Raw genomic sequence first — 23247 nt, 5'->3', positions numbered from 1 at the left:
TAATGATAATAATAAACCAGATTGGAGAGAGAAATGGCTAGTATTATTTTTACACCTAAAGATATTTTTGATCAAGATTTTAAAACAGCAGTACGTGGATATAGTAAGCAAGAAGTGGATGAGTTTTTAGATGATGTGATCAAAGACTACGAAACTTACTCAGCTTTAGTGAAAGAATTGCGTGAAGAAAATAGCCGTTTAAAACAAGAACTTTCTAAGCGTATGCAGGAAGCTCCAAATTCAACTGCTTCTCAGGTTCATCAGTCATTTGGAGACACAACTCAAACGACAATTACCAATTTTGATATCTTGAAACGACTAAGCCGTTTGGAAAAAGAAGTGTTCGGTAAACAAATCCAAGCGAGCGAATTAAATCAATTATAATTATAAGACGTGCAATTTTTGGATAATCGCATGAGAAGTTATTTTTCATGAGGAAAGTCCATGCTAGCACTGGCTGTGATGCCGGTAGTGTTTGTGCTAGGCGAAACAATAAGCCTAGGGACGGATTTTTCCGTTACGGCGGGTGAAACAGCTAAGTCTCTTGATATGCTGGAGTAGGCCTGAAAGTGCCACAGTGACGTAGTTTTTGTGGAAACACAAGAAGTGGAACGCGGTAAACCCCTCAAGCTAGCAACCCAAACTTTGGTCGGGGCATGGAATGCGTGGAAACGAACATTGCATTCTGACTGGAAACAGTAGACAGATGATTATCGAAGGAAATGGTGCCTAGTCATTTCTGGAACAAAACATGGCTTATAGAAAATTGCATATAGGTGGAGGCTAGGGCTTGGTTCTTAGCCTCTAATTATAGTGAAATTTACTTTAAAAAGTTAGGGATAGTAACTTTTCCTGATCTAAGTAAATCTCAAGTCGGCTATCTCAGTATATGGATAGACGCTTCCCCTTTGTTTTGAGGAAATAATGAAAAAAACATTTGACTTAATAGCGACAGCTGCAGCAGGTCTAGAAGCAGTAGTTGGTCGTGAAATTAGAAATCTTGGAATCGATTGTCAGGTTGAAAATGGTCGAGTTCGTTTCGAAGGAGATGTCCAAACTATTATTCAAACCAATCTTTGGTTACGGTCGGCAGATCGGATCAAAATCATTGTTGGGACTTTTCCTGCCAAGACTTTTGAAGAGCTTTTTCAAGGTGTCTTTGCACTTGATTGGGAAAACTACCTACCTTTAGGCGCAAAATTTCCTATTTCGAAAGCGAAATGTGTCAAGTCCAAACTTCACAATGAACCCAGCGTTCAGGCAATTTCTAAGAAAGCCGTTGTGAAGAAGTTGCAGAAACACTATGCGCGTCCTGAAGGGGTTCCCCTTATGGAAAATGGACCTGAATTTAAGATTGAAGTTTCTATCTTAAAAGATTTGGCGACAGTTATGATTGATACGACGGGGACCAGCTTGTTTAAGCGTGGTTATAGGACCGATAAGGGTGGAGCACCAATTAAGGAAAATATGGCAGCTGCCATTCTTCTCTTATCCAATTGGTATCCTGATAAACCTTTAGTTGATCCGACATGTGGCTCTGGAACTTTTTGTATAGAAGCTGCTTTGATTGGTAAAAATATTGCTCCTGGTCTTTATCGTTCTTTTGCTTTTGAAGAATGGAATTGGATAGATCAAGCACAAATTCAGAAAGCAAAAGCTGATGCTCGTATGCAAATTAAGCAGGATATTCAATTGGATATTGCTGGATCAGATTTGGATGCACGTATGATTGACATTGCTAAGAAGAATGCTGAGGAAGCTGGGGTGGCAGACTGTATTTGCTTTAAGCAAATGAGGTTGCAAGACTTGCACACTAATAAAATCAATGGTGTGATTATCTCAAATCCTCCCTATGGAGAACGGCTTTTGGATGATACGGCTGTTACAAAGCTCTACCAGGAAATGGGGCAAACTTTTGCACCATTGGAAACATGGAGTAAATTTATTCTGACCAGTGATGAGGCTTTTGAAAGTAAATATGGAAGTCCGGCAGATAAAAAGAGAAAACTCTATAATGGAACCTTGAAGGTTGATTTATATCAATATTTTGGACAAAGAGTCAAACGAAAACTTGAAGAGTAGAAAGGATGACTATGAGTAAGGAAAATAAAAAGCCTGAAAGCCAAGAGCAAGAATCTATTTTAGATTTTGAAGAAGCTAAGGAAATGACTATTGGTCAGGCTGCCAGAAAAAGTGAAGAATTAGAAGCTGGCGTCAAAGAAGATGATAGTGTTTTAGACAAATATATCAAGCAGCATCGTCAAGAAATTGAAGCTGGAAAGTATACAGCGACCGTCCAAGCTCAAAAGAAACAAGACGAACAGGCTGAAGAAGCGAAAAAAGAAACAGTTTCAACCGATGAGATGAAAGAAGAAGTTATAGCTTCTCCTAAGAGTCCTGGGTTAGAAGCTGAGGTCAGCCAGGCCTTTTCTGACGAGCCCGAAGATAAGACTCAGGTGGACTTAGAGCCTGTTGCTCCAGTATCTACAGCAGTTACAGAGGATTCTTATGAAGAAGATGATGAAAAGACAGGCTCTGGTAGTAAAAAGGTCATCTATGCCCTAGTAGCTCTTCTGGCTGTAGCTGGAATTGCGGCAACTGCGTATTTTGCGATGAATCGTAATCAGGCAGGCAAAACAGTAACGAGCTCCAGCAGTCAAGCAAGTAAAAAGACTAGTTCAAGTAGTTCAAGTTCTGAAAACAGTGCTTTGAAAAAATTTAATGATTTGTATGATTCTTTCTTTACTGATAAGAATAAATTGGCTATTAAAAACAGTAGCTTTGCCAACTTGGATCAATTAAAAACGGCACTTGAAGCCCTGAAAAATGATAAGGAATATACGGTTGCTAAGGCTAAATATGATAATCTAGTAAAACAAATCTCAGCAATTCAAGCAGTCAATTCTCAGTTTGAAACGGCTGCGATCAAAGATGGTGTTTTAGATACCAATGCAAAAGTTAAGGGAGACGCGACTTTTACTGAAACTAAAACGGGTAATGATAATTTAGATAAGTTAATCAGCTCTGCCATTAGTCAAGGAAAGGGTCAGCAAACAGTCACTCAAGCAGCTGGAGGTCAAGGAACTCCTTCCAACACAGCTCCAGCACCTGCTGAAACCACTCCAACAGCACCGACCACTAATAATGCGGATCAAGGCGTAATCACGGGTGGTTCTACTGGATATGGAGGACTGTCCAGCACTGGTGTTCCTTTGCAGAGAAATCTAAGCCGTGTTCCTTATAATCAGGCTGTGATTGATGATGTCAATAATTCCGCTTGGGTCTTTAATCCAGGTATTTTGGAAAAAATCTTAAAAATTTCACGGGAACGTGGCTATATTACTGGCGATCAATATATCATCGAACGTGTTAATATTATAAAAGGAAATGGCTACTATAATCTCTTTAAGCCAGACGGAACCTATCTCTTTAGTATTAACTGTAAAACAGGTTATTTTGTAGGAAATGGTCCGGGTTATGCGGATTCTTTAGACTTTTAGAAATAAAAAATCTCAAGCTAAAAAATTAGTCTTGAGATTTTTTTGTTATTAAAGGATCAAATGACATGGCGTTCGAAAGCGTTATCTGAGATCCCTTGTTTGAGGATTAATTTAGCCCACTCCTTGGCAGAAAAAAGGCTGTGATCTTTATAGTTTCCGCAAGACTCAATCGTAGTTCCAGGGACGTCCTCCCAAGTAGTGGTTTCAGCGATTTCTTCAAGGCATGATTTGATCACTTGGGCGATTTCGGATGGGGTATGACGTCCCCACATGATCATATGGAAACCAGTTCGACAACCAAAAGGAGAGCAATCAATCATTCCATCAATGCGTTTACGGATAAGCATGGCCAGCAGGTGTTCAATGGTATGGAGACCTGCAGTTGGAATGGAATCTTCATTGGGCTGGACAAGTCGGATATCAAAATTGGAAATGACATCTCCTTTTGGTCCGCTTTCTTCTCCAATGAGTCGTACATAAGGGGCCTTAACGATTGTGTGATCAAGCTCGAAACTTTCAACAATAACTTCTTTAGACATAAAAGTCTCCTTTGTAATCAATTTCTATAGTTCGATTATATCAAATATTTTTGCAAAAAAATAATTTTTGACAAGAATAAGATGGCACAAGGCTTTGCCAAAAACTTAATAAAATAATATAAGAAATCGCTCTCTTTTTTACCAAAATCAGTTTGTTAATTTATCAAATTTATGATAAAATAATTAAGAATTTTCGAATTCAATTTAAAATAAATTAATGAGGTAAAAACATGGAAATGATTTTCGCTCTTGTTTTTGCCGTCATCATTGGTTTAGTCATTGGATATGTAAGCATCTCGGCTCGAATGAAATCTTCAAAAGAAGCCGCGGAACTTACTCTTTTGAATGCTGAACAAGAAGCAACGAATTTACGCGGTCAGGCCGAGCGTGAAGCAGATATCATTTTGAAAAATGCAAAACGCGAGACTAATTCGCTTAAAAAAGAAGCACTTTTGGAGGCAAAAGAAGAAGCCAGAAAATATCGAGAAGAAGTTGAGGCAGAGTTTAAGTCTGAGCGTCAAGAGCTGAAACAAACAGAAAGTCGTTTGACAGAACGTGCAGCTAGCCTTGATCGAAAAGATGATAACTTGACCAACAAAGAGAAGTTGCTCGAGCAGAAAGAACAAAGTCTTTCAGATAAAACTAAATACATTGATGAGCGGGAAGAACAACTAGCTGAGCTTGAAAAACAAAAAGAAGCTGAACTAGAAAGAGTTGCTTCACTATCGCAGAACGAAGCACGTGATCTGATTCTTGCTCAAACAGAGGAAAAGCTAACCAAAGAAATTGCGATGCGTATTCGTGAGGCTGAACAAGAGGTTAAAGAACGCTCTGACAAGATGGCCAAAGATATCTTGGTTCAAGCCATGCAGCGGATTGCTGGTGATTATGTGGCTGAGCAGACCAACTCAACGGTCCACTTGCCTGATGATACTATGAAGGGACGGATTATCGGTCGTGAAGGACGCAATATCCGCACTTTTGAAAGTCTTACAGGAATTGATGTCATTATCGATGACACTCCAGACGTTGTAACCCTATCTGGATTTGATCCTGTTCGCCGTGAAATTGCTCGTATGACGATGGAAGCCCTCCTCAAAGATGGACGGATTCATCCAGCTCGTATTGAAGAGCTAGTCGAGAAGAACCGTTTGGAAATTGATAATCGTATTCGTGAGTATGGGGAAGCAGCAGCCTATGAAATTGGAGCTCCAAACCTTCACCCTGATTTGATGAAGATCATGGGACGATTGCAATTCCGCACGTCTTATGGACAAAATGTCCTTCGTCATTCAATTGAAGTGGCGAAGTTAGCAGGAGTCATTGCTGGTGAACTTGGTGAAAATGCAACTCTGGCACGCCGGGCTGGTTTCCTTCACGATATCGGAAAAGCAATTGACCGAGAAGTGGAAGGAAGTCACGTTGAAATTGGTACCGAGCTCGCTCGTAAGTACAAGGAACATCCAGTTGTGGTCAACACCATTGCTAGCCACCATGGAGATGTAGAAGCTGAAAGCGTGATTGCAGTCATTGTTGCTGCAGCGGATGCGCTCAGCGCTGCTCGTCCGGGTGCTCGTAGCGAGTCACTAGAGAGCTATATTAAACGCTTGCATGACTTAGAAGAAATTGCGAATGAATTCGATGGTGTTAAGACAAGCTTTGCTTTGCAGGCGGGTCGTGAAATCCGCATCATGGTTCATCCTGAAAAGATCAAGGATGATAAGGTGACGATTTTAGCACATGATGTTCGTGAGAAGATTGAAAATAATCTGGAGTATCCAGGAAATATCAAGGTTACGGTCATTCGTGAATTGCGTGCCGTTGATTATGCTAAGTAGAGAAACAGCTTTCGAGCTGTTTTTTTCTTTCAGTAGCTTATAATCATCATAAAAAGCAGTTGAAATATCTCTTGTTTTTTGTTACACTAGGTAAAAGACTGTGAAGGAGACCAAATGACGGAACGTGGCTTGTTAATCGTTTTTTCTGGACCATCTGGTGTAGGAAAAGGAACGGTTAGACGTGAAATTTTTGAAAGCTCAGAAAACCAATTTCAATATTCTGTATCCATGACGACACGTCCGCAACGTCCAGGTGAAGTGGACGGTGTGGATTATTTCTTTAGAACTCGCGAAGAGTTTGAAGAGTTGATCCGCCAAGGCCAGATGTTGGAGTATGCTGAGTATGTCGGTAACTACTACGGGACGCCATTAACCTATGTCAACGAGACCTTGGATAAAGGAATCGATGTCTTCCTGGAAATTGAGGTGCAAGGTGCCTTGCAGGTCAAGAAAAAAGTTCCAGATGCTGTCTTTATTTTTTTGACACCTCCGGATTTGGAAGAATTACAAGACCGTTTGGTTGGTCGCGGGACGGACAGTGCAGATGTCATTGCTAAGCGGATTGAGAAGGCGAAGGAAGAAATTGCCCTCATGCGTGAGTATGACTATGCTATCGTAAATGATGAGGTCAGTCTAGCAGCTGAAAGAGTTAAGCGAGTGATTGAGGCGGAGCATTTCCGTGTGGATCGCGTGATTGGCCACTATCAAGACATGGTAAAAAATTCTGCAACAGTAAGATAAAGATTAGAAATTAGGTAAAAAATTATGATGTTAAAACCGTCTATCGATACCTTGTTGGATAAGGTACCATCAAAGTATTCATTGGTAATTTTAGAAGCAAAACGTGCTCATGAGCTTGAGGCTGGAGCTACACCGACTCAGGACTTTAAATCTGTCAAATCAACTCTTCGAGCTTTGGAAGAAATTGAGTCTGGAAATGTAACGATTCACCCAGATCCAGAAGGAAAACGTGAGGCTGTTCGTCGCCGTGCAGAAGAAGAACGCTTGCGTAAGGAAGAAGAAGAGCGTAAAATTAAAGAACAAATCGCTAAAGAAAAAGAAGAAGGCGAAAAGATTTAAGATTGGGGAAACTCAATCTTCTTTTTTCTATTCCAGCTATTTTTTCGGTATAATAGAGAGACGTATATTTTTGAGCAAATAATTAGCTAATACTTAAAAGTGAGAAAGGAAGGAGAGGAAATGCTAGTTGCTAAAGTTATCGTAGATGTGCCCTTGATGCAGACTGACAAACCTTTCAGTTACGCAGTTCCTCAAGAGTTTTCTCAAACCTTGCAAGTCGGGATGAGGGTTCATGTTCCTTTTGGAAAGGCCAATCGTTTGATTCAAGGGATTGTTCTTGCTATTGAGGAGGAAGAGGGCTTTGGCTTAAAAGAACTTGTGGAAGTTCTTGATTTTAGTCCGGTTTTAAACGAAGAGCAACTCTGGCTGGCAGATGAGCTACGTAAAACAGTCTTCTCTTACAAAATTTCCATTTTAAAAGCCATGTTACCTAATTTTCTTAACTCTTCCTACGACAAAATACTCTATCCGACGGAAGCGATGTCTTTAGAGGAGAGACAAGAGATTTTTGGTGAACAGGCTAGTCTTCGCTTTTCTGATTTAGATAAGGAACGGCAAGCAACCTTTATGCGCTTGAGCCAATTAGGACGGATTCGTATGGAGTATCAGGCAACAGATCAAAAACGAATCAAAACAGAGAAATGGTATAAGGTAGATCATAATTTCTTAGTAGAAATGCCTATATCCAATCGTGCCAAAAGAAAGCAGGATTTAAAAGAGTATTTACTGAAGCAAAACGAAGTACAGTTGCTGGCAGATTTGCGGGAAAAATTTTCTAGAGAATTGGTTCAATATTTTATAGACCAAAATGCAATTGTTGTCGAGGAAAAAGAAGTCAGTCGAACAGCAAGCTATTTTGAAAGAGAGAGAAAGGACCAAGAATTAGAGCTCAATAGTGAGCAAGAGCACGCTGTCGCTGCGATAACTGAGAAGATTGGCCAAGATGCGAATCCGATCTTGCTAGAAGGAATTACAGGAAGTGGCAAGACAGAAGTTTATCTTCAAGTAATTGAACAAGTCTTACAAAAAGGGAAAACTGCTATCATGCTGGTTCCTGAAATCTCTCTGACTCCACAAATGACGGATCGTTTTATTGCCCGCTTTGGCCAACAGGTGGCAATCCTTCATTCTGGTTTGTCTAATGGTGAAAAATATGACGAATGGCGTAAGGTAGAAAGAGGGGAAGCCCAGGTCGTTGTTGGCGCGCGCTCAGCTGTCTTTGCCCCTCTCAAAAATATTGGTGCGATTATCATTGATGAGGAGCACGAGTCTTCATACAAGCAGGATTCTAATCCGCGTTACCATGCTCGAGAAGTTGCTATTCTCCGAGCTCAGTATAATAGGGCGGTTTTAGTTCTGGGGTCAGCAACACCAAGTTTGGAAAGCAGAGCTAGAGCAGGAAAGGGGCGGTATCAGTTTTTAAGGCTGACTAAGCGAGCCAATCCTCTAGCCAAGGTTCCACAAGTTGAAGTGGTCGATTTTAGAGATTATATTGGTCAAAATGAAGCTAAGAACTTTACCCCTCCACTTTTAGAGGCTATTCAAGAGCGTTTGGATAAAAGGGAGCAAGTTGTTCTCATGTTGAACCGCAGAGGCTATTCAAGTTTTATTATGTGCCGAGAATGCGGGACAGTGGACACTTGTCCAAACTGTGATATCTCTTTAACGCTTCATATGGATACCAAGACCATGAACTGTCATTACTGCGGTTTTGTCAAAGATATCCCCTATGCCTGCCCTAACTGTTCCAGCAGCAGTATGCGCTACTATGGAACGGGGACGCAGAAAGCCTATGATGAGTTGAAAACAGCCTTTCCTGATGCGCGGGTCTTGAGAATGGATGTGGATACGACTCGAAAAAAAGGCAGTCATGAAAAGATTTTAGAAGCTTTTGGGCGAGGAGAAGCTGATATCTTGCTGGGAACCCAGATGATTGCTAAGGGCTTGGATTTTCCAAATGTAACCTTGGTTGGGGTATTAAATGCGGATACAGCCCTGAATTTACCAGACTTTCGTTCTTCTGAGCGGACTTTCCAGCTTTTGACTCAAGTAGCTGGTCGAGCAGGCCGCGCTGAAAAGGAAGGCCAAGTTTTGATTCAGTCCTACAACCCGCACCACTATGCTATAGAGTATGCTAAAAAGCAAGATTATGAAGGCTTTTTTAGCTATGAAATGAATATTCGCAGGCAACTTGGCTATCCGCCTTATTATTTTACAGTTGGCTTGACTTTATCCCACAAAGATGAAGAATTTTTAGTAAAAAAATCCTATCAAGTTTTGGATATTTTGAAGCAGGGTCTGTCTGATCAGGTTAAAATACTGGGACCTACACCCAAGCCAATTGCCCGTACACATAATCTTTTTCATTATCAGATTTTAGTAAAATATCGTTTTGAAGATAATTTGCAAGAAACTTTAAATAAGATTTTGGAATGGACGCAGGAACGGGATAACAAGGACTTGCGTTTCAGCATTGATAACGAACCACAAAACTTTATGTAAAAGGAAATAAGTATGATAAAACTAATATTTATGGGTACGCCTGACTTTTCTGCTACGGTCTTAAAGGGATTGTTGGAAAGTGACCAATACGAAGTTTTGGCTGTTGTGACTCAGCCAGATCGAGCAGTAGGTCGAAAAAAAGAAATTAGAATGACGCCAGTGAAAGAAGTGGCTTTATCTTATGGGTTGCCAATCTATCAGCCGGAGAAATTATCTGGAAGTCCAGAAATGGAAGCTATTATGAATCTAGGTGCTGACGGAATTGTAACTGCAGCATTTGGACAGTTCCTTCCAAGCAAACTTCTTGCAAGCATGGACTTTGCAGTCAACGTTCACGCTTCCCTCCTTCCCAAACATCGTGGTGGCGCCCCAATTCATTATGCTTTGATTCAAGGTGATGAGGAAGCTGGTGTGACTATTATGGAGATGGTTAAGGAGATGGATGCAGGAGATATGATTTCCCGCCGAAGTATTCCAATCACTGATGAGGATAATGTTGGCACTTTGTTTGAGAAATTAGCCATTGTTGGTCGAGATTTGCTTTTGGACACATTACCGGCTTATCTTGCTGGCGACATTCAGCCTGAAGCTCAAGATCCAAGTCAGGTTACTTTCTCACCAAATATCAGGCCAGAAGAAGAAAGACTGGATTGGACCAAGACCAACCGTCAACTCTTTAATCAGATACGCGGGATGAATCCTTGGCCTGTAGCTCATACTCTATGGCAGGGCGGAAGATTTAAAATTTATGAAGCAGAATTAGCAGATGGAGATGGTCAGCCAGGAGAGATTTTAGAGATTGGGAAAAGGCAGCTACTTGTTGCAACTGGAGAAGGGGCACTCGCCCTTAAGACAGTTCAGCCAGCTGGAAAACCCAAAATGACTATCTCAGATTTTTTGAATGGTGCTGGCCGAAACTTAGCAGTAGGAGATAAGTTTGGAAACTAGAAGAAAAAGTGCGCGACAGGTGGCTTTAGAGGTGTTAGAAGAGGTGTTTGATCAAGGAGCTTTCTCGAATATTGCCCTCAATAAGGCTCTCAATAAGGTTCAGCTTTCTCAACAAGATAAAAGTTTAGTGACAGAACTTGTCTACGGAACAGTTGCTCGTAAGCTGACCCTTGAGTGGTATCTGTCCCATCTAATTGAAGACCGGGATAAACTAGACTCTTGGCTATACATTCTCTTGCTCTTGAGTCTTTATCAAATGCTGTATTTGGATAAGATTCCAAATCACGCTCTTATTCATGAAGCTGTTGAACTAGCTAAAAAACGAAAGCTAGGAAGCGATAAGTTTGTTAATGCTATTTTGCGTCGGATAGAACGTGAAGGTGTAGCTGACGTTGAAACGATTAAACGGAAGAACAAGCGCTATTCTATCCAATATTCGACGCCAGTATGGCTAGTTAAGGCTTTAATAGAAGAGTATGGTGAAGAACGTGCCCTGGCAATTTTAGCGAGTCTTTTTGAGCGGAATAAAGCCAGTATTCGTGTGACAGACTTGGCTCGTAAAGAGGAACTAAAAGGACTTTTACAGGCAGAAGATTCTCTCTTAGCTCCGTCTGCTTTGGTTAAAAATCAAGGTCACTTTGCTGGTCACGAATTGTTTACGTCTGGCCTAATTACAATTCAGGATGAATCTAGTCAGCTAGTAGCTCCAACCTTATGTATTGAAGGTGACGAAAGAATCTTAGATGCTTGCAGTGCGCCTGGTGGAAAGACTCTTCATATGGCTTCATATTTGAATACTGGGGAAATCATAGCCCTAGACTTGTATGAGCATAAGCTTCAATTGATCGAAGAAGCAGCTACTCGGTTGGGTCTTGCTGATAAAGTTCAAACAAAAAAGCTTGATGCTAGAGAAGTCTATCAGAAATTCGGTAAGGATGCCTTTGATAAGATTTTAGTAGATGCTCCGTGTTCGGGAATTGGTCTCTTACGGCGAAAACCGGATATCAAATATAACAAAGAAAATGCAGATTTTCTCTCTTTACAAAAAATTCAGCTAGAGATACTAGATAGTGTTTGTCAAAGTTTGAGAAAAGGTGGTATAATAGCTTATAGTACCTGCACTATTTTTTCACAAGAGAATAGTCAAGTAGTTTCTAAATTTTTAGAGAAACATCCTAACTTTGAGCAGGTAAACTTAAAACATGAAAGAAAAGATATTCTAAAAGATGGGTGTATTTTAATTACTCCCGAATTATATGGAAGCGATGGCTTTTTTATCAGCCAGTTTAGGAGAATATCTTGAAAGAGGAGGATACTAACAGAATGGAAATAGCATTATTAACAGATGTTGGTAAAAAACGTACAAATAATCAAGACTTTGTAAATCATTTTGTAAATCGTTCTGGGATGCCTTTGATTGTCCTAGCAGACGGTATGGGCGGTCACCGTGCTGGAAATATTGCAAGTGAAATGGCCGTGACAGACTTGGGTGCTGCTTGGGTCGATACGCAGATTGATTCTGTCAATGGTGTGAGAGATTGGTTTGCTGAGCACTTAGAAGCAGAAAATAAAAAGATTCATGAAGTTGGACAATCAGACGAATACAAGGGAATGGGAACGACACTTGAGGCCATTGCGATTATTGGCAATCAAGCAATTTATGCTCACATAGGGGATTCCCGTATCGGCTTGGTCCGTGGAGAAGAGTACAAACAACTAACAAGTGACCATTCTTTAGTCAATGCTCTTTTGAAAGCTGGTCAGATTACAGCTGAAGAAGCTGAACGTCATCCCCAACGAAATATCATTACCCAATCCATCGGACAAAAAGATGAAATTCAGCCTGATTTTGGAATAATCACTTTAGAAGAGGGCGACTATATCGTGATTAACAGTGATGGTTTATCAAATATGGTAGCCGGAAGTGAAATCTATGATATTCTAAAAAGTGATCTTACTTTGCTAGAAAAAGCTCAAACTTTAATTCGCTTTGCCAATAATGCAGGAGGTCTGGACAATATTACAGTAGCTCTTGTGTACTTTGACAAGGAGGAAGAAGCATGATTCAAATCGGCAAAATTTTTGCCGGGCGATATAAAATCATCAAACAAATTGGCCGAGGCGGGATGGCAGATGTCTATCTTGCCAAGGATTTGATTTTAGATGGTGAAGAAGTGGCGGTTAAGGTTCTTAGAACCAATTACCAGACGGATCCTATCGCTGTTGCACGTTTCCAACGAGAAGCGCGTGCCATGGCGGATTTGGACCATCCACATATCGTTCGTGTCACCGATATTGGTGAAGAAGACGGCCAGCAATATTTGGCTATGGAATATGTAGCTGGCTTGGATCTCAAACGTTATATCAAGGAACACTCTCCTTTGTCGAACGAAGAGGCCGTTCGAATTATGGGGCAAATTCTTTTAGCCATGCGTTTGGCACATGCTCGTGGGATTGTTCACCGAGATTTGAAACCGCAAAACGTTCTCCTGACACCTGATGGAAATGCTAAGGTAACGGACTTTGGGATTGCGGTTGCCTTTGCAGAAACAAGTTTGACCCAAACAAATTCCATGCTTGGCAGTGTCCATTATTTGTCTCCTGAGCAGGCGCGTGGTTCGAAAGCAACTTTCCAAAGCGATATTTATGCGATGGGGATCATCTTTTATGAGATGCTGACTGGTCATATTCCTTATGATGGGGATAGTGCAGTGACGATCGCTCTACAACATTTCCAAAAACCATTGCCGTCCATTATTGCTGAAAACGCCAATGTTCCGCAGTCTTTGGAAAATGTTATTATTAAGGCTACCGCTAAAAAGCTGACAGACCGGTATCAGAGTGTTTCGGATATGTATGTAGATCTGTCTAGTTGTTTATCACCTGAAAGACGGAATGAAAAGAAACTGATGTTTGATGACGCGGTAAAAGCGGATACTAAGACACTTCCAAAGATTCCGCAAGTTACACCTCCTGTAGCTTCTAGAGTAAATAATGATCCAGCTACAGATGTTGAACAGAAAGTCCCTCAAGTTGCACCGCCAACAAAACCTAAGAAAAAGCATCATTTGAGAGCTAGATACAAGGTTTTGTTAGCTGCAGTATTTCTGGTCATTGCTGCTTTTCTAGCTTTGCTCTATCTAACACCATCTAATAAGCAGGTTCCAGATGTTACTGGCAAGACAGTTGCTGAAGCTAGAGAAGCGATTGAAAAAGTCAATTTAAAAGTTGGCGAAGAAATAGAAGAGAATAGTGATGAAGTAGCTTCTGGAATGATTATTCGAACAGATCCAGTGGCAGGGACTCAGAGAAAGGAAGGCAGTACGGTTAATTTAGTTGTTTCTAAGGGAGCTAAAACGCTGATCATGGAAGACTATACTGGTCAAACTACTGCCCAAGCCGTTGAAAGGCTCACGGATGTTCTAAAAGTTCCAAAAAACAATATTAAAGTTGAAGAAGTTGAAACAAACGATGCAGAAGAAGGAACAATTTTTGAACAGACACCAGCTGCGGGAGCTACCTATGATCTCACTTCAAATACGAAGATTGTTTTAAAAGTAGCCAAAGCAGTATCAACGATTGAAATGCCAAACTTTGGTAGCCTTCAATATACTTATGCAAACGCTCGGAATTATCTGATTTCTCTAGGAATTCCATCTAGTAACATTGAAAGAGTCGTGGATCGTTCAGTTGTGTCGAGTCAATCTGATTTGGTGACATCACAATCTCCAGCAACTGGACCAGTTAATCCTAAGAAGGTAAAAGTAACCTTATATGTAACTGAAGCAACTACTCAAAGTTCAAGTTCTAGCTCAAGTTCGAATTCTAACTCCTCATCAAGTAGTAAGAATACGTCATCGTCAAGTTCTTCAGAGGATGAAACTTCAGCATCAAGTTCGACACATGGTGATTAAAAAAGCAACCTCCTTGGTTGCTTTTCTTATGGCCTACTTCTGAAAGTTGAGATTTTCTGGAATAAATAAGGATTGAGCTGAGGTCTAGAAATTTAGGATTCATGCTCAGGTCTGAGGAAAAAATAGTAAAATTTGATACAATAGAAATAGAAAAGTAGAAAGGATAAGTATGATGAGAAAGATTCAGTTTTTTGTGTTAATTGAAGCAATTTTACTGACAATGGCTTTTATTACGGTTGTTGCAGGCGATTTTTCTCGACTTGTCCTTCTCTCAATTTTGTTTTTGCTCTTTCTCTATTATTATTTTGGCAGGCAAAGAGGTAACTTTTTCCTAGTTACAGCTTCCATTCTCTTTTTTCTTATTATTATGCTCAATCCATTTGTCATTGCAGCAGTTCTATTTGCTGTTGTTTATGGTCTGATTGTTGCTTCGCCCTATATATACAGAGAAAATGAAGCGACACATCTAGTTTTTGAGCAAGATACAGTTGTAAAAAAAGAGAAAAATCGTTGGCTTGGGGATATACATCATTTTTCCTCCCACGATAGTTGCCGATTTGACGATATTAACCTTTTTCGAATGGTAGGGAAAGATACTATTCATCTGGAAGAGGTAATTTTAACCAATCATGATAATGTTATTATCTTGCGAAAAGGGATTGGCGATACAAAAATTATTGTTCCAGTTGATGTGGCAGTCAGTTTAAAGGTTAATAGCTTATATGGGGAACTCTCCTTTTTAGGACAGACTGTTCGAGAATTGAGAAATGAAAGTATTTCTCTGACTACACCAGATTTTGACAGAGCCAATAAAAGCGTTAAAATTGTTATTGCCAGTCTTATTGGAAATGTTGAGGTCGTTCGCAAATGAGGAAATCTTATTATTTTATACTCTTCTTTTATTCCTTTCTTGTTTTGGCCGTTATCGTTCAATATGTCTTCAGCCTTTTCGGTTTTCAATGGCAAACAGTTCTGGAAGATTTTGAAACGCTACAAAAATTTATCTTCTTCATTTTCTTTTTAGCTCTTTCCTTGACTATATTACTCTTGCTGATTATGAAGTTTGTACAGATTGTAACCTTAACATCTATCAGAAGAAATATTCGAAATATTCTAGATGGCCAAGAAGTTGAGAAAAGTAATCAGGAAGATATTGATTACGGATTTGAAAAAATTGTTGCTAAGATGGCATTGTTAACAGAAAATCTGCAGAAGTCTGAAAATCAAGTTCTTCAAAATGAAGAGGTGATTATTGAGAAAGAACGTCGCCGTATCGCTAGAGATCTCCATGATACGGTTAGTCAGGAACTTTTTGCAGCGAATATGATTCTATCTGGTGTCTCAGGTCAACTGGGAACTTTGGAAAAAGAAGCGGTAGAGCAGCAATTAAAAGGAGTGTCTTCCATTTTGGATACTGCCCAAAAAGATTTGCGAATCTTGCTACTACATCTTCGGCCTACAGAATTAGAAGGTCGAAGTTTGGTCGAAGGTTTGGAAGTGATCTTGAAAGAGTTAGTTGATAAGAGTGAGATCGAAGTCAACTTTGAACATAGAGTTGATTCCATCCCTAGACAGATTGAAGAACATATCTTTCGAATTGCGCAAGAGATTATTAGCAATACACTTCGACATGCCAAGGCTAGTCGTTTAGACGTCTACTTATATCAGAGCAGACACGAAGTTCAACTGAAAATGGCTGATAATGGTATTGGTTTTCACAGAGAAAAGCTAGACGAAATAAGTTATGGTCTGAAAAATATTGAAGAGAGAGTTCATGATATGGCAGGAGAAATTCAGATTTTGACTGCTCCTAAACAAGGGGTTTCAATCGATATTCGAGTACCTTTACTAGATAGAAATGAGAATTAGTATGAAAATTTTATTAGTAGATGATCACGAAATGGTTCGTTTGGGCTTAAAAAGCTACCTAGACTTACAAGCAGATGTTGAAGTGGTGGCAGAAAGTTCTAATGGCCGTGAGGGAGTTGAGCAGGCTTTGGAGCTGAGACCAGATGTCATCATCATGGATATTGTTATGCCAGAGATGAATGGTATCGAGGCTACTATGGCTATTCTAGAAACTTGGCCAGAGGCAAAAATTTTGATTTTGACTTCCTACTTGGATAATGAAAAGATTTATCCTGTTCTGGATGCTGGAGCTAAAGGTTACATGCTGAAGACATCTAGTGCAGATGAGATCTTACATGCTGTCCGAAAAGTAGCTAGAGGAGAAATTGCGATTGAAACAGAAGTCAGTAAAAAAGTTCAGTACCATCGCAATCACATTGAATTACATGATGATTTAACCGCTCGAGAACGAGATATTTTGGGGCTTCTAGCCAAGGGATATGAAAATCAACGCATTGCAGATGAGCTTTTTATTTCTCTGAAAACAGTAAAAACTCATGTTTCTAATATCTTGTCAAAATTGGAAGTGAGTGACCGGACTCAAGCGGTTGTTTATGCCTTTCAGCATCACTTGGTTCCTCAGGAAGACTTCTGATAAGGAAGAAAAAGTCTTCCGATTTTGAGAGCAGTCCTCTGGTCGTATTTATGGTATAATGGGAACATCGCAAATAAAGAGGGATATATGGACGCAAAATTAAAATACAAGGCTAAGAAAATTAAAATTGTTTTCTTTGACATTGATGATACTTTGAGGGTGAAAGATACAGGTTATATGCCGGCGAGTATCCAACAAGTATTTAAGACTCTGAAAGAAAAAGGTATCCTGGTAGGGATCGCTTCAGGTCGTGGGATTTTTGGTGTGGTGCCCGAGATTCGTGAACTAAAACCTGACTTTTTTGTGACCCTAAACGGTGCTTATGTAGAAGATAAAAAAGGACAAGTCGTTAGTGAGCAAGCAATTCCCCAAAATATAGTAGAGAAGTACATTGCTTGGACTAAGGATGTTGGGATTGAATACGGGCTTGTTGGCAGTCATGGAGCCGCTCTTTCGGCTCGCAGTCCAATGATTAATCAAGCCATTGATGTTGTTTACCAGGATTTACCTGTCGATCCTGACTTTTACCAGTCAGAAAAGATTTATCAAATGTGGACTTTTGAGGATCAAGGAGATAGTTTACAGCTACCTGCAGATTTATCAGGAGATTTACGTTTGGTTCGTTGGCACCCGAATTCCTCAGATGTCGTTTCGATTGCTGGTTCCAAGGCGACAGGAGTCCAAAAGGTTATAGAAAAACTTGGTTTAAAACCTGAAAATCTCTTGGTTTTCGGTGATGAGTTGAATGACCTAGAGCTATTTGACTATGCTGGCATGAGTATTGCTATGGGGCACTCGCATCCAAAAATTATTGAAAAAGCAGATTATATTACAAAAACAGTAGAAGAAGATGGCATCTTTGATGCTTTGGAGAAATTAGGTATGGTAGAAAAAGAATTAAACTTTCCACAAGTGGAAATGGAAAAAAACAAAGGGCCTTTTGCAACAATCAAGACAAATCTAGGTGACATGAAATTGGTCCTGTTCCCAGAACAAGCTCCTAAAACGGTAGCTAACTTTATCGCTTTGTCAAAAGATGGATATTACGACGGTGTTATTTTCCACCGTATTATTCAAGATTTTATGATTCAAGGTGGAGATCCCACAGGAACAGGAATGGGTGGCGAATCGATTTATGGCGAAAGATTTGAAGACGAATTTTCGCCAGAATTGTATAATATTCGCGGGGCGCTCTCTATGGCCAATGCTGGACCTAATACTAACGGTAGTCAGTTCTTCATCGTTCAAAATTCTAATCTGCCGTACTCAGCAAAAGAATTGAGTCGTGGGGGCTGGCCGGAACCTATCGCAGAAATCTATGCAAATAAAGGTGGTACACCACACTTGGATCGTCGTCATACAGTGTTTGGTCAGTTACTAGACGAACAATCCTATCAAGTTTTGGATAAGATTGCTCAGGTAGAGACTGGAGCGATGGATAGACCAGTTGAAGATGTTGTTATCGAGACAATTGAGGTTGAAGACGAATGAAGATTGGCGATAAATTAAGGGGGACCATTACAGGAATCCAACCTTATGGTGCCTTTGTTGAACTTGAATCTGGTATTACCGGATTGATTCATATATCCGAAATTAAAACAGGATACATAGAAAATATTCATGATCTTCTAGCCATAGGAGACACTGTGCAAGTGCAAGTCCTTGATTTCGATGAATATACTAAGAAGGCTAGCCTATCAATGAGAACTTTGGAAGAAGAAAAACATCGCCTACCTAAGCGTCATCGCTTTTCGAATGACCGTCATAAGTTTGGCTTTGCCCCTCTTGCTAAGAGTATTCCGACATGGACTGAGGAAGCCCTCCAGTTTCTATCTAATCAAAAAGATGAAAAAGAAAATCATCCTGAATGTTAGGATGATTTTTTTATTTATCATTCGTTTGTAAAATTATTTGTCAAATTCATATAAAGCAGTTGACAAATAGCGTTCACCATTATCTGGAGCAAGGGCTAGAACTTTTTTACCTTTCCCTAGTTTTTTAGCAACTTCAATTGCTGCATAAATTGCTGCTGCAGATGAAATACCAACGAGGAACCCTTCTTTGCCACCAATATGACGGCCAAAGTCTAAAGCCTGTTCAGAAGTAACTCGCACAATTTTATCATAGCCATCAGTATCGAGGGTTTCAGGGATAAAGCCGGCAGAAAGTCCTTGGATTTTATGTGGTCCAGGTTTTTCACCAGATAGAACAGCAGATTCGTCTGCTTCAACCGCATAAATCTCAATTGCAGGATTTGCTTTTTTAAGGGTATGGGAAACTCCTGAAATAGTTCCTCCTGTTCCGACTCCACCAACAAAAGCATCCAATCCAGTATCACCAAAGGCAGCTAGAATTTCTACACCAGTAGTTCTTTCATGTACTTCAGGGTTAGCAGGATTATTAAATTGAAGTGGCACCCACGCATTTCTTTCTTCAGCAATTTCCTGTGCTTTTGCAATAGCTCCCTTCATTCCTTCGCTTCCAGGAGTCAAGACTAACTCAGCTCCATAAGCTTGGATGATTTTACGACGCTCAACACTCATCGTTTCAGGCATGACAATAACAACCTTATAGCCTTTTGCTGCTCCAACCCAAGACAAACCAATTCCAGTGTTTCCACTGGTTGCTTCAACAATAGTTGATCCAGGTTTAAGAAGTCCATCACGCTCTGCTGCCTCAATCATACTGAGAGCAATACGGTCTTTGACAGAAGATCCTGGATTAAAGGCTTCTAACTTCACGTATACATCAGCAGCTCCCTCAGGAACTAAATGATTAAGTTTGACAATGGGAGTATTTCCGATTAGTTCGGTAATGTTATTATAGATTTTAGACATAAGTACACCTCATGAAATAGAATTAAGAAAAGTATAAAATGAAAATTGGAATTTGTAAAATATAAAAAAGCTATGGCTATCATAGCTTTTTTTTATATCAAGAAATAATAGGAACTTCTACTTGACGAATTCCTTGGTTACTCAACTGAACTTTACCATTGAAAAATTCGATCAGGCCTTCCTCAATTCTATTTTGATCTTCTTTATTCACAAAAATAGTGGTAGCTACAGAATCCGTAAACTCCGTATCAAATTCCATTAAGTTTTCAGATTTTAAAAAATTAGCATACTCTTGATATTGACTATAGGACAACTGAAGTCTCAATCCTACTTGCTCTTTAATTTCTACCAGTCCAATTTCTTTAACTGCTAGAGCGACGCTTCCTGCGTAAGCTCGAATCAATCCTCCCGCGCCTAATTTAATTCCGCCAAAATACCGAGTTACGACAACGCAAAGATTGGTTAACTGATGACTTTCCAAGACTCCCAGCATGGGAACACCAGCAGTACCACTTGGTTCACCGTCATCACTAGTTCTCTTGATTTCACTTTTTTCTCCCAAAATAAAGGCAGAGCAGTTATGAGTGGCCTTGTAGTGCTCTTTTTTTATGGTGTTTATAAAGTCTCTGGCTTCTTCTTCAGATTCTACCCGCTTTACATGACAGATAAAACGAGATTTTTTGATTTCCTCTTCAACTTGACCATTTTCTTTGATAGTTTTAAATTCCATGATTTCATTGTACAAAAAATCAAGGATTTTTCCAAGAAAATACGAATAAAAAGATATGTTAGAATTGCAAGATTGTTTAGGGCGAATTTTTACTAAAGAACAGTTACCTCCTGAACTACTTAAGAAAGCTAAAAGACTATCATCAATTTTTGAAAAAAAGGGAGAACTCTTTTGTTCTCGCTGCTACAGTCAGATTGATAAGGAAAGATATTTATTGCCAATTGGTGCATATTATTGTAGAGAATGCATTCTTCTAGGGAGAGTGCGTAGTGACGAAGATCTTTATTTTTTTCCACAAGAGTCTTTTCCTTTTATATCGAGTTTGAAATGGCTTGGCCAATTGACAGAATATCAGGAAAGAGTTTCTAAAGGGTTACTTGAAGGAGTACAAAATAAGCAGGATACTTTAGTCCACGCTGTAACTGGAGCAGGAAAAACAGAGATGATATATCAAGTGGTTGCTCAGGTGTTAGATCAAGGAGGTGCTGTCTGTATAGCTAGTCCTCGGATAGATGTCTGTTTGGAACTTTACCGGCGTTTAAAAGAAGATTTTTCATGTGATATTTCCCTATTGCATGGGGAGTCCGACCCCTATTCACGCAGTCCCTTAGTGATTGCAACAACTCATCAATTACTAAAATTTTATCAGGCATTTGATTTACTCATTGTTGATGAGGTAGATGCCTTTCCTTATGTAGATAACCCTGTGCTCTATCATGCTGTCGAGCAAGCAGTAAAAAATGAAGGAACTACAATATTCCTAACGGCTACGTCAACTGATGAGCTTGATAAAAAAGTCCAAAAAGGAATTTTGAAAAGATTAAGTTTGCCAAGACGCTTTCATGGAAATCCCTTGATTATCCCACAAAAAGTATGGCTTTCTGGTCTAAATAAAGACCTCCAAAGAGAAAAACTACCAGCCAAGTTAGTCAAGTATCTGAGAAAACAAAGAAAAACAAAATTTCCACTCTTAATTTTTGCTTCAGAAATTAAAAAAGGGCAGGAGATAAAGCAAGTCTTACAAAAATATTTTCCAGAAGAAAATGTAGGTTTTGTAGCCTCTACAACGGAAAATAGATTAGAAATAGTGCAAGATTTTCGAGATAACAAAATAAGTATACTAGTTACAACTACAATTTTAGAAAGAGGGGTTACTTTTCCCTGTGTAGATGTAATTGTTTTAGAAGCTAACCATCGTCTCTTTACAAGGAGTGCTTTAGTACAAATTGGCGGGCGAGTGGGAAGAAGTATGGAACGACCGACAGGTGACTTACTATTTTTCCATGATGGCACTAATATACAGATAGAAAAAGCAATCAATGAAATTAAAGCAATGAACAGAGAGGCTGGCTTATGAAACAATGTCTAATCTGCTTAGCTATATTAGAAGAGCAGTTGAATTTTATGGATTTATTACTATTAAAAAGAAAAGAAAATGACATTTGTCAAGAGTGCTTAAATTCCTTCGAAGAAATTCCAGAAGAACATTGTCCAACCTGTTATAAAGCTGGGGACAAAAAATTGTGCAAAGATTGTCAATACTGGCAGGAAAGAGGATTAGAAGTAGCACACAAAAGTTTGTACACTTATAATAAAGCAATGAAAGACTATTTTAGTCGCTACAAATTTCAAGGAGATTATCTTTTAAGAAATGTATTTGCCTTAAGCCTAAGAAAAGAGTTAAAAAATTTTCAAAGCTACACAATTTTAAGCATTCCTTTAAGTGAAAGTAAGATGAAAACGAGAGGATTCAATCAAGTGTCTGGATTGCTTGAAGCTGCACAGATACCTTACCAAGAACTATTAAAGAAAAAAGAAAGCCAGACTCAGTCAAGTAAAGACAGAAAAGAGAGATTAGAAAACACAGGTAACTTTTACATGATTGAAAATACGAAAATCCCGAAAAAAATTTTACTTGTAGATGACATCTATACAACAGGTGCAACTTTACAGGATGCAAAAATGGCATTATTTGAAAACGGAGCGAAAGAAATCATGACATTTTCACTAGCAAGGTAAGGAAAAAATTTGCAAAAAAAAAATGAAAGCGTTATAATTAATATATAAAAAGAAAAATTTTATGTTTAGAAAGAAGGTACTTATATGATTAAATATAGTATCCGTGGTGAAAACCTTGAAGTAACAGAAGCAATCCGTGATTACGTAGTTTCTAAACTGGAAAAGATTGAAAAATACTTCCAAGCTGATCAAGAACTTGATGCACGTGTAAATCTTAAAGTCTACCGTGAAAAAACGGCTAAGGTCGAAGTGACGATTCCGCTTGGTTCAATAACTCTTCGTGCTGAAGATATCTCACAAGATATGTATGGCTCAATTGACCTAGTAGTTGATAAAATTGAACGCCAAATTCGCAAAAATAAAACTAAAATTGAAAGAAAAAATAGAACTAAAGTTTCAACAAGTCAAATCTTTACAGATGCAGTAGTAGAAGAAGTTGATGAAGCACCTGCAAAAGTTGTTCGTTCAAAACACATTGATTTGAAACCGATGGATTTAGAAGAAGCACTTCTTCAAATGGAGTTGCTGGGACATGATTTCTTCATTTATACGGATGTAGATGATAACACAACAAATGTCATCTACCGTCGAGAAGATGGAGATCTTGGTTTACTTGAGGTAAAATAATGAGTTTTAGAAAAGCTGGACCACTGTCCAGCTTTTTGATTATATATTAAAGAAAGGTTTAAAACATTAATTTTAAAAAAAGCTAAAAAAAGTTCAAAAAAGTAGTTGACAGTTTAGCGAGTAGATGATATACTAAGATAGTTGTCTCCGAGGGAGGCAAAGACCTTTGAAAACTGAACAAGACGAACCAAGTGCAGGGTGACATAGAGA

At 39.2% G+C, this 23247-nt stretch carries 22 protein-coding genes and 1 other RNA gene; 20 read left to right on the top strand and 3 right to left on the bottom strand.

The genetic code is table 11. The annotated features are described in order from the left end of the window. Window positions 1-33 precede the first annotated feature (33 nt). The 4 genes from gpsB to PCY06_RS00100 all read left to right on the top strand — a co-directional run bounded on the left by gpsB (window position 34) and on the right by PCY06_RS00100 (window position 3500). Window positions 34-384, top strand: a complete 351-nt coding sequence (gpsB, locus tag PCY06_RS00115; protein ID WP_012000085.1) for a cell division regulator GpsB — start codon at window positions 34-36, stop codon at window positions 382-384. Between the two features lie 14 nt (window positions 385-398). After that, window positions 399-764: RNase P RNA component class B (rnpB, locus tag PCY06_RS00110), an RNA gene on the top strand. A gap of 160 nt (window positions 765-924) precedes the next feature. Further along, the gene (locus PCY06_RS00105) at window positions 925-2082 is read left to right on the top strand and encodes a class I SAM-dependent RNA methyltransferase (RefSeq protein ID WP_060970917.1); all 1158 of its coding nucleotides are present in this window, start codon (window positions 925-927) and stop codon (window positions 2080-2082) included. A gap of 5 nt (window positions 2083-2087) precedes the next feature. Next, complete coding sequence (locus PCY06_RS00100; protein ID WP_048778745.1) at window positions 2088-3500, top strand: cell division site-positioning protein MapZ family protein; 1413 nt, start codon at window positions 2088-2090, stop codon at window positions 3498-3500. A 56-nt stretch (window positions 3501-3556) separates the two neighbouring features. Here the strand turns inward: PCY06_RS00100 and PCY06_RS00095 are convergent, their stop codons facing one another. Further along, entirely contained in the window at window positions 3557-4039 is a 483-nt protein-coding gene (locus PCY06_RS00095) for an S-ribosylhomocysteine lyase (protein ID WP_008808586.1), read from the bottom strand. Window positions 4040-4269: 230 nt separating this feature from the next. Between PCY06_RS00095 and PCY06_RS00090 the strand changes: the two genes are divergently transcribed. From PCY06_RS00090 to PCY06_RS00030, 13 genes are all read left to right on the top strand, one after another. After that, window positions 4270-5877, top strand: coding sequence for a ribonuclease Y (locus tag PCY06_RS00090; RefSeq protein WP_082307136.1), 1608 nt, complete (start codon window positions 4270-4272; stop codon window positions 5875-5877). Window positions 5878-5991: 114 nt separating this feature from the next. Next, window positions 5992-6618, top strand: a complete 627-nt coding sequence (gmk, locus tag PCY06_RS00085) for a guanylate kinase (protein ID WP_045505966.1) — start codon at window positions 5992-5994, stop codon at window positions 6616-6618. Between the two features lie 24 nt (window positions 6619-6642). Next, a complete protein-coding gene (gene rpoZ / locus PCY06_RS00080) occupies window positions 6643-6957 on the top strand; it encodes a DNA-directed RNA polymerase subunit omega (RefSeq protein WP_008808589.1) in 315 nt (104 codons plus the stop codon). A gap of 120 nt (window positions 6958-7077) precedes the next feature. Then, window positions 7078-9459, top strand: a complete 2382-nt coding sequence (locus PCY06_RS00075) for a primosomal protein N' (RefSeq protein WP_082307135.1) — start codon at window positions 7078-7080, stop codon at window positions 9457-9459. A 12-nt stretch (window positions 9460-9471) separates the two neighbouring features. Beyond that, complete coding sequence (gene fmt / locus PCY06_RS00070) at window positions 9472-10407, top strand: methionyl-tRNA formyltransferase (RefSeq protein ID WP_061596060.1); 936 nt, start codon at window positions 9472-9474, stop codon at window positions 10405-10407. After that, a complete protein-coding gene (gene rsmB / locus PCY06_RS00065) occupies window positions 10397-11710 on the top strand; it encodes a 16S rRNA (cytosine(967)-C(5))-methyltransferase RsmB (protein WP_082307134.1) in 1314 nt (437 codons plus the stop codon). The genes fmt and rsmB overlap by 11 nt, the downstream gene beginning before the upstream one ends. A gap of 20 nt (window positions 11711-11730) precedes the next feature. Next, complete coding sequence (locus PCY06_RS00060; RefSeq protein ID WP_082307774.1) at window positions 11731-12471, top strand: Stp1/IreP family PP2C-type Ser/Thr phosphatase; 741 nt, start codon at window positions 11731-11733, stop codon at window positions 12469-12471. Then, entirely contained in the window at window positions 12468-14321 is a 1854-nt protein-coding gene (gene pknB, locus PCY06_RS00055) for a Stk1 family PASTA domain-containing Ser/Thr kinase (RefSeq protein ID WP_045772973.1), read from the top strand. Before PCY06_RS00060 ends, pknB begins: the two co-directional genes overlap by 4 nt. 172 nt (window positions 14322-14493) lie before the next feature. Continuing rightward, entirely contained in the window at window positions 14494-15192 is a 699-nt protein-coding gene (liaF, locus tag PCY06_RS00050; protein WP_045506061.1) for a cell wall-active antibiotics response protein LiaF, read from the top strand. Further along, the gene (locus PCY06_RS00045; RefSeq protein ID WP_082307133.1) at window positions 15189-16190 is read left to right on the top strand and encodes a sensor histidine kinase; all 1002 of its coding nucleotides are present in this window, start codon (window positions 15189-15191) and stop codon (window positions 16188-16190) included. The genes liaF and PCY06_RS00045 overlap by 4 nt, the downstream gene beginning before the upstream one ends. Window position 16191: 1 nt before the next feature. Continuing rightward, complete coding sequence (locus PCY06_RS00040; protein WP_082307132.1) at window positions 16192-16824, top strand: response regulator transcription factor; 633 nt, start codon at window positions 16192-16194, stop codon at window positions 16822-16824. An 87-nt stretch (window positions 16825-16911) separates the two neighbouring features. Further along, window positions 16912-18315, top strand: coding sequence for a bifunctional Cof-type HAD-IIB family hydrolase/peptidylprolyl isomerase (locus PCY06_RS00035; protein ID WP_082307131.1), 1404 nt, complete (start codon window positions 16912-16914; stop codon window positions 18313-18315). Further along, window positions 18312-18698 (top strand): S1 RNA-binding domain-containing protein, encoded by a 387-nt coding sequence (locus tag PCY06_RS00030; protein ID WP_012000099.1) that lies wholly within the window; start codon window positions 18312-18314, stop codon window positions 18696-18698. Before PCY06_RS00035 ends, PCY06_RS00030 begins: the two co-directional genes overlap by 4 nt. A 33-nt stretch (window positions 18699-18731) precedes the next feature. Here the strand turns inward: PCY06_RS00030 and cysK are convergent, their stop codons facing one another. Next, window positions 18732-19661 (bottom strand): cysteine synthase A, encoded by a 930-nt coding sequence (gene cysK / locus PCY06_RS00025; protein WP_061599612.1) that lies wholly within the window; start codon window positions 19659-19661, stop codon window positions 18732-18734. A 97-nt stretch (window positions 19662-19758) separates the two neighbouring features. Further along, a complete protein-coding gene (locus PCY06_RS00020) occupies window positions 19759-20391 on the bottom strand; it encodes a YigZ family protein (protein WP_045772978.1) in 633 nt (210 codons plus the stop codon). 55 nt (window positions 20392-20446) lie between these two features. Between PCY06_RS00020 and PCY06_RS00015 the strand changes: the two genes are divergently transcribed. The 3 genes from PCY06_RS00015 (at window position 20447) to raiA (ending at window position 23037) form a co-directional block, all read left to right on the top strand. Then, the gene (locus tag PCY06_RS00015; protein ID WP_082307130.1) at window positions 20447-21748 is read left to right on the top strand and encodes a DEAD/DEAH box helicase; all 1302 of its coding nucleotides are present in this window, start codon (window positions 20447-20449) and stop codon (window positions 21746-21748) included. Then, window positions 21745-22410: a ComF family protein gene (locus PCY06_RS00010; protein ID WP_061596056.1), complete on the top strand. Its 666-nt coding sequence runs from the start codon at window positions 21745-21747 to the stop codon at window positions 22408-22410. Before PCY06_RS00015 ends, PCY06_RS00010 begins: the two co-directional genes overlap by 4 nt. Window positions 22411-22494: 84 nt before the next feature. Next, window positions 22495-23037, top strand: a complete 543-nt coding sequence (gene raiA / locus PCY06_RS00005; protein ID WP_012000104.1) for a ribosome-associated translation inhibitor RaiA — start codon at window positions 22495-22497, stop codon at window positions 23035-23037. The last annotated feature ends 210 nt before the right edge of the window (window positions 23038-23247 follow it).

The sequence above is a fragment of the Streptococcus sp. SG1 genome (assembly GCF_030439935.1).
Classification (GTDB): domain Bacteria; phylum Bacillota; class Bacilli; order Lactobacillales; family Streptococcaceae; genus Streptococcus; species Streptococcus gordonii.
This window is presented reverse-complemented; position numbering and strand designations above follow the sequence as displayed.